General features: G+C 67.8%; 15 protein-coding genes. 12 read left to right on the top strand and 3 right to left on the bottom strand.

The window, feature by feature from the left end:
• Positions 1-28: 28 nt before the first annotated feature.
• A complete protein-coding gene (locus tag CG716_RS00520; protein WP_207760543.1) occupies positions 29-739 on the bottom strand; it encodes a GAF and ANTAR domain-containing protein in 711 nt (236 codons plus the stop codon).
• A 57-nt stretch (positions 740-796) separates the two neighbouring features.
• On the opposite strand from CG716_RS00520, the gene CG716_RS00515 reads away from it, so the two are divergent.
• Positions 797-1,873, top strand: a complete 1,077-nt coding sequence (locus CG716_RS00515) for a hypothetical protein (RefSeq protein WP_094475423.1) — start codon at positions 797-799, stop codon at positions 1,871-1,873.
• Here CG716_RS00515 and CG716_RS00510 read toward each other — a convergent pair.
• Positions 1,845-2,342, bottom strand: a complete 498-nt coding sequence (locus CG716_RS00510) for a DUF1990 domain-containing protein (protein ID WP_094475422.1) — start codon at positions 2,340-2,342, stop codon at positions 1,845-1,847. The genes CG716_RS00515 and CG716_RS00510 overlap by 29 nt on opposite strands.
• 29 nt (positions 2,343-2,371) lie before the next feature.
• Here CG716_RS00510 and CG716_RS00505 point away from each other — a divergent pair, with 29 nt between their 5' ends.
• From CG716_RS00505 to pdxT, 11 genes are all read left to right on the top strand, one after another.
• Positions 2,372-3,007, top strand: a complete 636-nt coding sequence (locus CG716_RS00505; protein WP_094475421.1) for a PaaI family thioesterase — start codon at positions 2,372-2,374, stop codon at positions 3,005-3,007.
• A complete protein-coding gene (locus CG716_RS00500) occupies positions 3,004-3,417 on the top strand; it encodes a TIGR02611 family protein (RefSeq protein ID WP_094475420.1) in 414 nt (137 codons plus the stop codon). The genes CG716_RS00505 and CG716_RS00500 overlap by 4 nt, the downstream gene beginning before the upstream one ends.
• Before the next feature lie 84 nt (positions 3,418-3,501).
• Positions 3,502-5,553 carry a threonine--tRNA ligase gene (thrS, locus tag CG716_RS00495; RefSeq protein ID WP_094475419.1) on the top strand — a complete coding sequence of 684 codons (2,052 nt, stop codon included), beginning with the start codon at positions 3,502-3,504 and terminating at the stop codon, positions 5,551-5,553.
• Positions 5,546-6,106 (top strand): ATP adenylyltransferase, encoded by a 561-nt coding sequence (locus CG716_RS00490; protein WP_094475418.1) that lies wholly within the window; start codon positions 5,546-5,548, stop codon positions 6,104-6,106. The genes thrS and CG716_RS00490 overlap by 8 nt, the downstream gene beginning before the upstream one ends.
• Positions 6,103-6,783, top strand: coding sequence for a phosphatidylinositol phosphate synthase (pgsA, locus tag CG716_RS00485; protein ID WP_094475914.1), 681 nt, complete (start codon positions 6,103-6,105; stop codon positions 6,781-6,783). The genes CG716_RS00490 and pgsA overlap by 4 nt, the downstream gene beginning before the upstream one ends.
• A 41-nt stretch (positions 6,784-6,824) precedes the next feature.
• Positions 6,825-7,739, top strand: coding sequence for a phosphatidylinositol mannoside acyltransferase (locus CG716_RS00480; protein WP_410430847.1), 915 nt, complete (start codon positions 6,825-6,827; stop codon positions 7,737-7,739).
• A complete protein-coding gene (locus CG716_RS00475; protein ID WP_094475417.1) occupies positions 7,739-8,899 on the top strand; it encodes a glycosyltransferase family 4 protein in 1,161 nt (386 codons plus the stop codon). Before CG716_RS00480 ends, CG716_RS00475 begins: the two co-directional genes overlap by 1 nt.
• A 62-nt stretch (positions 8,900-8,961) precedes the next feature.
• The gene (locus CG716_RS00470) at positions 8,962-9,957 is read left to right on the top strand and encodes an NUDIX hydrolase (protein WP_094475910.1); all 996 of its coding nucleotides are present in this window, start codon (positions 8,962-8,964) and stop codon (positions 9,955-9,957) included.
• 100 nt (positions 9,958-10,057) lie between these two features.
• On the top strand, positions 10,058-10,966 hold the full coding sequence (gene pdxS / locus CG716_RS00465) for a pyridoxal 5'-phosphate synthase lyase subunit PdxS (protein WP_094475416.1): 909 nt from the start codon (positions 10,058-10,060) through the stop codon (positions 10,964-10,966).
• A gap of 2 nt (positions 10,967-10,968) precedes the next feature.
• Positions 10,969-11,811, top strand: coding sequence for an acyl-CoA thioesterase II (gene tesB, locus CG716_RS00460; protein WP_094475415.1), 843 nt, complete (start codon positions 10,969-10,971; stop codon positions 11,809-11,811).
• Positions 11,808-12,431: a pyridoxal 5'-phosphate synthase glutaminase subunit PdxT gene (gene pdxT, locus CG716_RS00455; RefSeq protein ID WP_094475414.1), complete on the top strand. Its 624-nt coding sequence runs from the start codon at positions 11,808-11,810 to the stop codon at positions 12,429-12,431. Before tesB ends, pdxT begins: the two co-directional genes overlap by 4 nt.
• A 223-nt stretch (positions 12,432-12,654) precedes the next feature.
• Here pdxT and CG716_RS00450 read toward each other — a convergent pair whose 3' ends face one another.
• Positions 12,655-13,365, bottom strand: coding sequence for an ABC transporter permease subunit (locus CG716_RS00450; RefSeq protein ID WP_207760550.1), 711 nt, complete (start codon positions 13,363-13,365; stop codon positions 12,655-12,657).
• Positions 13,366-13,427: the final 62 nt, after the last annotated feature.

Raw genomic sequence — 13,427 nt, 5'->3', positions numbered from 1 at the left:
AGCCGCTGGCAGCGGGTTTCACACCTTCTCAGCGCGGGCTCGACTGTGCCGCATCGACAATTTTCGCCGCCACCTCGGCCAGCGGGACGTTTGCGTCGTGCGAGAGCTGCCGCAGCATCTCGAAAGCCCGCTCGGCATTCATGCTGTAGCGCTCCATGATCATGCCCTTGGCCTGTCCGATGATGTCGCGGCTGGCCAGCGCCTCGTGGAACTGTGCCTCGCGCCGCGCCGCATCCCACAACAACGCCGAGTGGGCGGCCACCAGCGACCCCAGTTCACGGGTCCGGTCGTCGAAGGCGTGGGGGCGTTCGGCGAACACGTTCAGCGCACCCTTCGACTTTCCGGTCAGGAACAGCTGAAAGCCCATGATGCTGCGCACCGGCGTGCTCTCGAGTGCTTCGGCGCGGAACTTCGGCCAGCGCGTGTCGTTTTCGAGGTCGTTGACCTCGACGACACGCTGATGCCACGCCGATGACAGGCAGGGGCCTTCGCGATGACGGCGCTGGATGTCGTCCATGCGGATGGCCCACGGATGCGTGGCCGACGGGGTCTCGATGTCGTAGGCGGCCGACGTCACGGTCACATTCGCGTAGTCCACGCCCGGCAGCTCCGCCACTGCGTGTTCCACCAGTTCGACGATCACGCCGCCCTCGAGACTTCTGCGTTCGTAGATACGCCGGGTTATGTCGGCGATGCGCGCGGGTGCATCCGCTGGATGTGGGCCATCATCGAACGACATGACAATTTCCATACCCGCCAGGGCGGGTGGCACAACATCGACGCGACGGGGGACCCGATGACCGAGCGCACCAAGGCGCGGCGCGGCCCGATCGCGCGCAATGCCGTCGGCCCCGCCTCGGCGGAGGCGTTCGTCATCATCGCCATCGCGACCATCCTGTTGACCCGGCTCTATCTCCAACTCACCGGATATCCGCAAATCGGCGGCGGTGACCTGCACATCGCGCACTCGCTGTGGGGCGGCGCGCTGATGATGCTGGCCCTGCTGATCGGCTGGATGGCTCTGGGCTCCGGCGCGCGGACGGTGGCCGTGGTGCTGGGCGGCATCGGGTTCGGCCTGTTCCTCGACGAGGTCGGCAAGTTCGTCACCAAGGACAACGACTACTTCTACGGCCCCGCCGCCGAGATCATGTACATCCTGGTGTGCCTGATCCTGGTCGGCGCCCGTGCCGTGCGTGCGATCCGGCCGCTGAGCGCGCATGAATGTCTGGCGTCGGCGGCCACGATCGCCGCCGACGGGATGGCTCGCGGTGTGGCCGACCACCGTCGCGAGATCGGGCTGCGACTCGTCGAGCAGGCCCGGGCCGGGGGAGCAGCGGACGATGATGTCGAGAACGTCCGAGCTCTATTACAGTCGGCCGACCGTGCCTCTGACCGGCTCTACCGGCTGCGGCAGTGGGCTCAGCGGTTGATTCCTCCCGTGTTTCGCAGCCCGAAGTGGATTCCCTGGGTGGGCTGGCTGCTGGTGGCCGGCGCAGTGTTCGGGTTGTTCTTCCACGCGCTGGGGATCGCCTTGGGCGGGCGTTTCTACGGCGACGAACACGTCAAGGTCCACCTGGCCGGCAAGAGCCCGGCCACGATGATCCTGTTGGTCAGTGCGGGGCTGACCCTGGCGATGGCGCTGCCCGCGATGATCGCGCTGCGGCGCACCACGAAGGTGTGGCCGCTGCGCCTGCTGCGCAACAGCGCGCTGGTGTTCACCTTCCTCAGCGCGCTGGTTCACTTCGGCACCGAGGGTTTCGCCGCGCTGATCAGCCTGGCCATTGGCCTGTTCGGCTTGGCGATCCTCACGTATCAAGTCGACGTCGCCGCGCGCAAAGCCGCGCCTAGACCACCGACAGATAGCGCTGGGTGATCACCCGCTGAATCAGCGAGGCGACCGGCGCCCCGATCTGGCTCCACCACGTCGCAGGCGTGGAAAACGCCACCACCTCGGCGTGCACGGACTCGTCCGCGGGCTCGTAACGCACCCCGAACATCTCCTCGCCCGACACGGCGTGCCCGGGCAGGCTGCCGTAGGCGAAACCGCGGCGGTTGAGTTCGTCGACCACGTAGACCACCCGGCACGGCGCGGCGAACGGCCCCAACCGCCCCAGCACGTCCGTGCCGACCTCGGCGACCTCGGTGGTGGCGGCCACCCGCAGGCCGGCGCCGCGCAGCATCCCGTAGTGCATCACCGCGCTGGCCGCCTGTTCGAAACGGGGCCGGCCGCTGCCGATCCGCGACGACAGCCGCACATGGTGGTAGCCGGCCGGCAGGTCCGCTGCCGTGGCCCCCACCTCGGCGTAGGTCAAGGGCCGGCCGGCCAGGTCACTGAGCTTCACCGGTCTACGGTAGCCAGGTGGCAGAAGACATGACGGCGATCGGTGAGGTCGCGGCGGCGCTGCACCCCGGCGGTGGATTCAACCCGCCCGTCCCGACGGAGAAGGGCGGCCCGGATTACGGCCGGTTCATCGAGGCCGTACGCGAGCTGCAGGATCGCGCGCGTGCCGCCGACGCGCCCGACGAGGTGGTCACCCAGGCCGCCGACCTGCTCGAGCAGGCGTCGGCAATCCTGAGGCCGTACGACGCCGACGAGTGGTCGACCCCGTCCGGCCGGCGGATGGATTTGCCGATGCGCGGCAGCATCGTCACCGTCCCCAACGAGACCGAAGTGGGTGAGGACGGGCGACTGCGGGGCTGGGTCCGGTTCCGGCGCTATCACCTCGGCCGCAACGGGGCCGTGCACGGTGGATTCATCGCCCACCTTTTCGACTCGGTGCTGGGCAAGACGTCGTTCCTGGTGACCGGCGGCCCCTACCAGCGCACCGCGTACCTGCACGTCAACTACCGCAAGATCGTGCCGATCGAGAAGGAACTTCAGGTCGACGCGGGGGTGCTGCGGACCGAAGGTCGCAAGATCTTCGTCGACGTGCGGCTTTCCGACGGCGATGACCTGCTGGCCGACGGGGAAGGACTGTTCGTGACGCTCAAACCGGGGCAGCCATGAAGCGCCTTCTGCGCGGGTGGGCGGGCCGGCGGGAGACGTTGCGGGAGCGGCCGGTCGCCGACTTCGTCTACCGGGTGCTGGTGGCAGTCGTCGGGCTCACCGTGCTGCTCATCGGGATCGTCGCGATCCCGTATCCCGGCCCTGGCTGGGCCATCGTGTTCCTCGGGCTGGCGATCCTGGCCACCGAGTTCTATTGGGCGCACCGCACCCTGTCGTTCACCCGGGCGCGCTACGACAGTGTGATGGCGTGGTTCCGCAGGCAAGGCTGGTGGGTGCAGGCGCTGGGTGCGGTGTTGACCGCCGCCGTGGTGGTGGCCACGCTGTGGCTGGTCGGCGCGGTGGGCTGGACGGCCGGACTGCTGGGCTTGGACCATCCCGCGTTGGACAGCCCCATCGCCCTCGGCGCCTGACCAGCGCCCCGATAGCATGGTCGCGTCCGATCGCGAGCACCGCAGTAGGTGTCTCGTGTCTGTTTCAGCCGAAAGAGGCCAGCAATGAGCGCCCCCGCATACCCCGCCCCAGCAGCCCCGATCCGGGTGCCTGCCGGGACTACCGCGGGCGCTGCGGTGCGCGACGCCGGGCTGCCGGGCCGTGGCGAACCCGGCGCGATCGTCGTCGTGCGCGACGGTGATGACAAGCTGCACGACCTGAGCTGGACCCCCGACGCCGACGTCGACGTGATTCCGGTGGCCGCCGACACCGACGAGGGCCGCAGCGTGATCCGGCATTCGGCCGCACACGTGCTGGCTCAGGCGGTGCAGGAACTCTTCCCGCAAGCCAAGCTCGGCATCGGCCCGCCGATCACCGACGGCTTCTACTACGACTTCGACGTGCCGGAGGCCTTCACACCGGAGGATCTCGAGGCGCTGGAGAAGCGGATGCGCAAGATCGTCAAGGACGGTCAGCTGTTCTCCCGGCGGGTGTATGACTCCAAAGACGAAGCCCGTGCCGAGTTGGCCGGTGAGCCCTACAAACTGGAGCTGGTCGACGACAAATCCGGCGACGCCGACATCATGGAGGTCGGCGGCGACGAGCTGACCGCCTACGACAACCTCAATCCCCGTACCCGCGAACGCATTTGGGGGGACCTGTGCCGCGGGCCGCACATCCCGACCACCAAGGACATTCCGGCGTTCAAGCTCACCCGCAGCTCGGCGGCCTACTGGCGCGGCGACCAGAACAATGCCAGCCTGCAACGCATCTACGGCACCGCGTGGGAGTCGCAGGAGGCCTTGGACCGTCACCTCGAGCTGATCGAGGAGGCGCAGCGCCGCGACCATCGCAAGCTCGGCGTCGAGCTGGACTTGTTCAGCTTCCCCGACGAATTGGGTTCTGGCCTACCGGTTTTCCACCCCAAGGGCGGCATCATCCGGCGTGAGCTGGAAGACTATTCGCGTCGCAAGCATGAGCAGGCCGGCTACGAGTTCGTCAACACCCCGCACATCACCAAAGAACAGCTCTATATCACCTCCGGGCACCTGGAGTGGTACGCCGACGGCATGTTCCCGCCGATGCACATCGACGCCGAGTTCGACGAGGACGGCAAGCTGCGCAAGCCGGGGCAGGACTACTACCTCAAGCCGATGAACTGCCCGATGCACCACCTGATCTACCGGTCGCGGGGCCGGTCGTATCGGGAACTGCCGTTGCGGCTCTTCGAATTCGGCTCGGTGTACCGCTACGAGAAGTCCGGTGTGGTGCACGGCCTGACCCGGGTGCGCGGCATGACTCAGGACGACGCGCACATCTATACGACTCGTGAACTGATGCGCGACGAGTTGGCTTCGCTGCTGCGGTTCGTGCTCGACCTGCTCGCCGATTACGGCCTCGATGACTTCTATCTGGAACTCTCCACCAAGAACCCGGACAAGGCCGTCGGCTCCGACGAGATGTGGGAAGAAGCCACCGAGACCCTGCGTGAGGTCGCTGAAGCGTCCGGTCTACAGCTGGTACCCGATCCGGGCGGTGCGGCGTTCTACGGCCCCAAGATCTCCGTGCAGGTCAAGGACGCGCTCGGGCGCAGCTGGCAGATGTCGACTATCCAGCTCGACTTCAACATGCCCGACCGGTTCGAGCTGGAGTACACCGCCGCCGACGGCACCCGCCAGCGGCCCGTGCTGATTCACCGTGCGCTGTTCGGCTCGATCGAGCGGTTCTTCGGGGTCCTCACCGAGCACTACGCGGGTGCGTTCCCGGTGTGGCTGGCGCCGGTTCAGGTGGTCGGCATCCCGGTCGCCGAGGCCCACGTGCCATATCTGGAAGACGTTGCCGCCGAGCTGAAGTCGCACGGCGTACGGGTTGAGGTCGATACCAGCGACGACCGGATGGCCAAGAAGATCGTGAACCACACCAATCAGAAGGTGCCGTTCATGCTGCTCGCGGGAGATCGCGATGTCGAGGCGGGCGCGGTGTCATTCCGGTTCGGGGACCGCACCCAGATCAACGGAGTGCCCCGGGCCCAGGCAGTCGCCACGATCAAGAAATGGATCGCCGACCGCAAGAATGATGCTCCCACAGCCGAACTGGTGACGGTCGACGGTGGCTGACGACCAAAACGCCATCGTCGACTCGGGAGCCGGCGAACCGGACCGGCTCCAGCGCCTGTGGACCCCGCACCGGATGAGCTACATCCTGGACGTGCCCGCGCAGAAAGAAGGCCGGGCCGCAGGGCCTTCCAAGCCGTTCACCGACATCCCCACGTTGCCCGACGAAGACGGTCTGGTGGTCGCCCGCGGCGAGCAGGTCTACGTGGTGCTCAACCTGTACCCGTACAACCCCGGCCATCTGATGGTGGTGCCCTACCGGCAGGTGTCGGAGCTCGAGGACCTCACCGCGGCCGAGAGTGGCGAGCTGATGGCCTTCACCCAGAAGGCGATTCGCGTCATCAAGGCGGTGTCGAGCCCGGACGGGTTCAACGTCGGGCTCAACCTCGGGAAGTCCGCGGGCGGTTCACTGGCCGAGCACCTGCACATGCATGTGGTGCCGCGCTGGGCCGGCGACGCCAACTTCATCACGATCGTTGGTGAAACCAAGGTCATCCCGCAGCTGCTGCGCGACACCCGCAAACTGCTGGCCGACGAATGGGTCCGCCAGCCGTGAGCGATTTCTACCTGATGACCCGCGCCGCGTACGCCAAGCTGAGTACGCCGGTGGCCAAGGGTGCGCTGAAAATCGGGCTGACCCCCGACATGGTCACGATCATCGGCACCGCGGGTTCGGTGCTGGCTGCGCTGACCCTGTTCCCGATTGGCGTGCTGTGGTGGGGCGCGGTAGCCGTGTTCGTCTTCGTGCTCGCCGACATGCTCGACGGCGCGATGGCACGCCAACGCGGCGGCGGCACCCGCTTCGGTGCCGTCCTCGACGCCACCTGCGACCGCATCAGCGACGGCGCGATCTTCTGTGGCTTGTTGTGGTGGTCGGTGTTCGGGCTGCACAGCTCGTCACTGATGGTGGCCACCCTGATCTGCCTGGTGACCTCGCAGGTGATCTCCTACGTCAAAGCCCGGGCCGAGGCCAGCGGACTCGACGGTGGCGGCGGGCTCATCGAGCGGCCTGAGCGGCTGATCATCGTGCTGGTCGGCGCCGGGTTTTCCGGCTTCCCCCTATTCCCGATCCCGGTGCTGCTGCCGGTCGCGATGTGGATTTTGGCGGTGGCCAGCCTGGTGACGGTCGGCCAGCGCGTGCGCACGGTGCGCTCCAGCCCCGGTGCGATGGACAAGATCCCGCCGGCCACTAGGCAGCCTGCAGCCGATGAACCCGAAGGCACCGAGCAGTGATCAGCACACCGGCGCAGCTGTGGACAGCGGGGCGCAGCCGATTGCCGAGCGGCGAGAATCTGTCCGACCTGGGCTACGCCGCGGGCTGGCGTCTGGTGCGTGCCATGCCGGAGTTCGTGGCGCGCAACGCTTTCGATGCCGGCGCCTGGTATGCCGCGCAGGGTGGCGGGCCCGGGCAGCTACGCAAGAACTTGGCCAGGGTGATCGGCACGACACCCGCCGAAGTGCCGGATTCGCTGGTTCGTGCTTCGCTGGCCTCTTACGCCCGATATTGGCGGGAGGCATTCCGGTTGCCCACGATGGACCACACCAAGCTGGGGCCCGAGCTCGACAAGACTGCGTACGGCAAGGAACACCTGGAGGCCGCGCTGGCCGCCGGCCGCGGTGCGATCCTGGCGCTGCCGCACAGCGGCAACTGGGACATGGCCGGGGTGTGGCTGGTCCAGCTGAACGGCACCTTCACGACGGTGGCCGAGCGGCTCAAGCCCGAATCGCTGTACCGGCGCTTCCTCGACTACCGCGAGAGCCTCGGCTTCGAGGTTCTGCCACTGACCGGAGGGGAACGGCCGGCCTACGAGGTTCTGGTCGAACGGCTCCGGGCCAACAAGGTGGTCTGCCTGATGGCCGAGCGGGACCTGAGCCACTCAGGGGTTCCCGTCGACCTGTTCGGGGAGGCCACCCGGATGCCGGCCGGCTCGGCCAAGCTGGCCTTGGACACCGGCGCCGCACTGATACCGGTGCACTCCTGGTTCACCGACGACGGTTGGGTCGTCGACCTCTACCCGGAACTGGACTGCTCCAGCGGTGACGTCGGTGTCATCACCCAGGCGCTGGCCGACCGGTTCGGCGCGAATATCGCCGAGCACCCCCAGGATTGGCACATGCTGCAACCGCAGTGGCTGGCTGATCTGTCCGACGAGCGGCGGGCCCGCCTGCGGGAGGATCGGCCCACCTGATGCGGATCGGCATGGTCTGCCCGTACTCGTTCGACGTGCCTGGAGGGGTGCAGTCGCACATCCTGCAGCTTGCCGAGGTGATGCGACATCGCGGCCACGACGTCAGTGTGCTGGCGCCGTCATCGCCGCATGTCGAACTGCCGGACTACGTGGTCTCCGGCGGCAAGGCCGTACCGATTCCGTACAACGGCTCGGTGGCCCGGCTGCGGTTCGGTCCGGCCACTCACCGGCATGTCAAAAAGTGGCTTGCGCATGGGGATTTCGACGTGCTGCACCTGCATGAACCCAACGCGCCGAGCCTGTCGATGCTGGCGCTACAAGCAGCCGAAGGCCCGATCGTCGCGACGTTTCACACCTCGACCACCAAATCGCTGACTCTGAGCGTGTTCCAGGGCATCCTGCGGCCCTATCACGAAAAGATCGTCGGCCGGATCGCCGTGTCCGAACTGGCCCGGCGCTGGCAGATGGAAGCGCTGGGCTCCGACGCCGTCGAGATTCCCAACGGCGTCGACGTCGCCGCCCTGGCGTCGGCGCCGCGGCTGGACGGCTATCCGCGGCCCGGCAAGACCGTGTTGTTTCTCGGGCGCTTCGACGAACCCCGCAAGGGCATGGCGGTTCTGATCGGGGCGCTGCCCGCGCTGGTGGAGCGGTTCGCGGACATCGAGATCCTGATTGTCGGGCGAGGTGACGAGGACGAGCTGCGGGAGAAGCACGGCGACCTGGCGGGTCACCTGCGTTTCCTCGGTCAGGTCGACGACGCCGAGAAAGCGGCCGCGCTGCGCAGCGCCGACGTGTACTGCGCACCACACACCGGCGGCGAAAGCTTCGGCATCGTGCTGGTGGAGGCGATGGCCGCGGGCACCCCGGTGGTGGCCAGTGATCTCGACGCCTTCCGGCGGGTGCTGCTCGACGGCAAGGCCGGCCGGCTGGTACCCGTCGACGACTCGGCGGCAATGGCCGAGGCGCTCATCGAGGTGCTCGATGATGACGCCCTGCGCAAGCGCTATGTTGCGGCGGCCAAGGCCGCGGTGCGCCGCTACGACTGGCCGGTGGTGGCCGACCAGATCATGCGGGTCTACGAGACCGTCGCTGGGGCAGGCGTGAAGGTTCGGGTGGCGGGATCGGCGGCCCGCAGCGAAGCAACTCGGGGAAATAGCTAGTGGCACCCGGGTTGTACTGGGTGCTGACCGCCGTTCTCATCGTCGGACTCGTGGTCAGCGCCATGCTGGCCCTGCAGACCGCCGGCCGGCTGGACCGGCTGCACATCCGCTACGACCTGTCCTGGCAGGCGCTCGACGGGGCGCTGGCCCGGCGCGCGGTCGTCGCCCGGGCGGTGGCCGCCGACGCCTACCGCGGGCGGCCGGAAGGCAAGCGGCTGGCCGCGCTTGCCGACGCGGCCGAACGCGCCCCCCGATCCGGCCGCGAAACCGCCGAAAACGAACTGTCGGCGGCGCTGGCGATGGTCGACCCGACGTCGATGCCGGTGGCGCTGGTCGCCGAGCTGGCCGATGCCGAAGCCCGGGTGCTGCTGGCCCGGCGGTTCCACAACGACGCCGTTCGCGACACCCTGGCGCTGCGGGAGCGGCGCCCGGTTCGCTGGCTGCGGCTGGCCGGCACTGCGCCGCTGCCCACCTATTTCGAGATCGCTGAGCGCGCGGCCGGCGCCGCAGACCCCACCGCCGCGACGCAGGAGAATCCCGACCAACCGGACCGGCGCACCTCGGCGCGGGTCGTCCTGCTCGACGAGCAGGGTGCGGTGCTGTTGTTCTGCGGATCCGACCCGGCCGTCACCGGCGGTGCGGCGCCGCGCTGGTGGTTCACCGTCGGCGGTCAGGCGTTACCCGGCGAACGGCTGGTCGATGCCGCTGTCCGCGAGCTCGCTGAGGAGACCGGACTGCGGGTGGAACCGGCGGCGATGATCGGGCCGGTGTGGCGCCGCGACTCGCTGATCGACTTCAACGGCAAGGTCGTGTCCAGTCAGGAGTTCTACTTCATCCACCGCACCACCCGCTTCGAACCGACCTCGGCTGGGCGGACCCCGCTCGAACTGCGGTACATTCACGGCCATCGCTGGTGTGACTCAGCTGCGATCGATCAGCTGGCCGCAGGCGGGCAGACGGTGTACCCGTTGCAGCTCGGTGAGCTGCTCGCGGAGGCGAATCTACTGGCCGACGGACGAGCCGGCGGACCGGGCAGGGAGTTGCACCCCATCCGCTGACACGTTCGTTTCCCGGTCGCTTCGCACCTGCCCGCCGGGGCACATATTGAGTTTTGCACGGCCCTTTAGACTGGATCCGTATCAAACGAAGGGATTGACAGTGGATACCAACGGTTCGGGTAGCCCCGCGCAGACCGGTACCGCTCGGGTTAAGCGCGGCATGGCGGAGATGCTCAAGGGCGGCGTCATCATGGACGTCGTCACCCCCGAGCAAGCGCGCATCGCCGAGGGCGCCGGAGCGGTGGCCGTCATGGCGCTCGAGCGCGTCCCGGCCGACATCCGCGCCCAGGGCGGTGTGGCCCGGATGAGTGACCCCGATCTGATCGAGGGCATCATCGCGGCAGTCACCATCCCGGTGATGGCCAAGGCGCGCATCGGACACTTCGTCGAGGCGCAGATCCTGCAGAGCCTCGGTGTGGATTACGTCGACGAATCCGAGGTGCTGACCCCGGCCGACTACACCCACCACATCGACAAGTGGAAGTTCACCGTGCCGTTCGTGTGCGGGGCGACCAACCTGGGCGAGGCGCTGCGCCGCATCACCGAGGGAGCGGCGATGATCCGCTCCAAGGGTGAAGCCGGCACCGGCGACGTCTCCAACGCGACCACCCACATGCGGTCCATCGGGGCTGAAATCCGCCGGCTGTCATCGCTGGCGGAGGACGAGCTCTACGTCGCGGCCAAGGACATGCAGGCCCCCTACGACCTGGTCGTCGAGGTGGCGCGGGCCGGCAAGCTGCCGGTCACGCTGTTCACCGCCGGCGGTATCGCCACGCCCGCCGACGCCGCGATGATGATGCAACTCGGCGCCGAGGGCGTGTTCGTCGGCTCGGGCATCTTCAAGTCCGGCGACCCCGCCGTGCGGGCCGCCGCCATCGTCAAGGCCACCACCTTCTACGACGACCCCGACGTGCTGGCGCGGGTGTCGCGGGGGCTCGGTGAGCCCATGGTGGGAATCAACGTGGAGGAGATCGCGGAGCCGCATCGACTGGCTCAGCGCGGCTGGTAACGGTGGCGATAGAACAGATCCTCGACCTTGAGCAGCTCGAGGTCAACATCTACCGCGGGCAGGTGTTCAGCCCCGAATCCGGTTTCCTGCAGCGCACTTTCGGTGGCCACGTCGCCGGGCAGTCACTGGTATCCGCGGTCCGCACCGTCGACCCCGCCTTCCAGGTGCACTCGCTGCACGGCTACTTCCTGCGGCCCGGCGACGCCACCGCCCCGGCGGTGTACATCGTCGAACGGCTGCGCGACGGCGGATCGTTCGTCACCCGCCGGGTGAACGCCATCCAGCACGGCGAGACCATCTTCTCGATGTCGGCGTCGTTCCAGAGCGATCAGAGCGGCCTCGAACACCAGGACGAGATGCCCGCCGCGCCGCCCCCGGACGACCTGCCCGGATTCATCTCCAAGGGCGGAGTGTTCGACGACGCCGGCTTTGCCCAATTCGCCGAATGGGACGTCCGCATCGTGCCGCGCGAACAGGTGGCCAGGCTGCCCGGCAAGGCCTCCCAGCAGCAGGTGTGGTTCAGGCACAAGGACCCGCTGCCCGACGATCACGTGTTGCACATCTGCGCGCTGGCCTACATGAGCGATCTCACGCTGCTCGGCTCGGCGCAGGTCAACTACCCCGAGGAACGTAAACACCTGAATGTCGCGTCGCTGGATCACGCCATGTGGTTCATGCGGCCGTTCCGGGCCGACGAGTGGCTGCTGTACGACCAGTCCTCGCCGTCGGCTTGCGGCGGCCGGTCGCTGACCCAGGGCAAGATCTTCAACCGCTACGGAGAGATGGTGGCGGCTGTCATGCAGGAGGGGCTCACCCGCTACCGTCGCGGATACACCGGCCCATGACTGGGTCCAATGTCGCCGGCCCAGCGGCTCCGCCCCGGGTGGGCGTGCTGGCACTGCAGGGCGACACTCGGGAGCATCTGGCGGCGCTGCGGGAAGCCGGCGCGGAGGCGTCCACGGTGCGCCGCCGCAGCGAACTCGACACGGTGGACGCATTGGTGATCCCGGGCGGGGAGTCGACGACCATGAGCCATCTGCTGCGCGAATTCGAGCTGCTGGATCCGCTGCGCCAGCGCCTGGCCGACGGCATGCCGGCCTACGGTTCGTGCGCGGGCATGATCCTGCTGGCCAGCGAGATCCTCGATGCCGGCGCGCCGGGCCGCGAGGCGGTGCCACTGGGTGGTATCGATATGACGGTGCGGCGCAACGCTTTTGGACGCCAAGTGGATTCCTTCGAAGGTGATATCGATTTCGACGGGCTGGACGGGCCCGCCCACGCGGTGTTCATTCGGGCGCCATGGGTGGAGCGGGTCGGGCCGCAGGTGCAAGTCCTGGCGCGCGCCGGTGACCACATCGTGGCGGTGCGGCAGGGTCGCATGCTGGCCACCGCGTTCCATCCCGAGATGACCGGCGATCGGCGGGTGCACAAGCTGTTCGTCGATATCGTGACCGCACGCCCCTAATTCGTCGCTTGACGTTCAGGGCGTGTCAATGCGGGCAATCGCCCGTTGCCTTGATCTCTGCCTCATACTAGAGGTCACGCGCTCACGGCGCGGTGGTAGGAGGTCGTGATGATCAACTGGTTGACCAGCCGGGTGCGTCAGCTTCTCGATGACCAGGGCGCGAAATCCACTGCGGGCCTCTGGCGTCCTGCCTGGCAGAGCAATTCGTCCGCGGTGCGGCCCATCAGCTGGTGGCGCGCGCTCTAGCAACCCCTGTCTCGAACAGGCCGAACACGGTATCGGTGAGTTTTCCCAGCACGGCCAGCAATACGATCGCCAGCAGCATCACGTCGGTCCGGCCGGTGTTCTGGCTGTCGATGAGTAAGAACCCGAGCCCCTTCGACGATGCGATCAGTTCGGCCGCGACGAGGAACAGCCACGCGTTCGCCAGCCCCAATCGGAGACCGTTGATCAGTTCGGGTGCGGCGGCAGGCAGCGAGACGGTCAGCAGAAGGCTTGTGCCGTAACGCCCATAGGCTCGTCCCACCTCGAGCAGTTGGTCGTCGACATGGGCCAGTGCCGATGCGGTGGTGGTATAGACCGGGAAGAACGCGCCGATCGCGACTAACAGCACCTTGGGTTCTTCACCGATGCCGAACCACAACAGCAGCAGCGGAACCCACGCCAACGAGGGCACGGTACGGATGGCCCCGACTGTCGGGCCGATGAACCGGCGCACCGTGACTGACAACCCCACCAGTGAGCCGAGGACCAATCCGGTTGCCGCTCCGGACAAGTAGCCGAGGAACACCCGCCCCAGGCTGGCCTGAAGGTGCACCCAGAGTTGGCCGTTGGCCAGTAGGACGACGGACGCGCGTGCGACATCGGCGGGGGCCGGCAGCTGGCTGTCGGAGAACACGTGCGAGGCCGCGACGAGCTGCCAGACGCCGACCAGCGCGACAGGGACGATGACCCCTAGCAGCGCGACCGGTGCGCGCCGCAGTGCGGCGGCGCGCG

The sequence above is a fragment of the Mycolicibacterium sphagni genome, from assembly GCF_002250655.1.
In the GTDB taxonomy this organism is placed as follows: domain Bacteria; phylum Actinomycetota; class Actinomycetes; order Mycobacteriales; family Mycobacteriaceae; genus Mycobacterium; species Mycobacterium sphagni.
The sequence above is the reverse complement of the archived record's forward strand: the minus strand, read 5'-3'. Positions and strand labels throughout refer to the sequence as shown.

What these genes read in the sequence shown, in the direction of transcription:
- CG716_RS00520 (WP_207760543.1), bottom strand. Translation starts at nt 739, where the DNA reads ATGTCGTTCGATGATGGCCCACATCCAGCGGATGCACCCGCGCGCATC.
- CG716_RS00515 (WP_094475423.1), top strand. Translation starts at nt 797, where the DNA reads ATGACCGAGCGCACCAAGGCGCGGCGCGGCCCGATCGCGCGCAATGCC.
- CG716_RS00505 (WP_094475421.1), top strand. Translation starts at nt 2,372, where the DNA reads ATGACGGCGATCGGTGAGGTCGCGGCGGCGCTGCACCCCGGCGGTGGA.
- CG716_RS00500 (WP_094475420.1), top strand. Translation starts at nt 3,004, where the DNA reads ATGAAGCGCCTTCTGCGCGGGTGGGCGGGCCGGCGGGAGACGTTGCGG.
- thrS (WP_094475419.1), top strand. Translation starts at nt 3,502, where the DNA reads ATGAGCGCCCCCGCATACCCCGCCCCAGCAGCCCCGATCCGGGTGCCT.
- CG716_RS00475 (WP_094475417.1), top strand. Translation starts at nt 7,739, where the DNA reads ATGCGGATCGGCATGGTCTGCCCGTACTCGTTCGACGTGCCTGGAGGG.
- CG716_RS00470 (WP_094475910.1), top strand. Translation starts at nt 8,962, where the DNA reads ATGCTGGCCCTGCAGACCGCCGGCCGGCTGGACCGGCTGCACATCCGC.
- pdxT (WP_094475414.1), top strand. Translation starts at nt 11,808, where the DNA reads ATGACTGGGTCCAATGTCGCCGGCCCAGCGGCTCCGCCCCGGGTGGGC.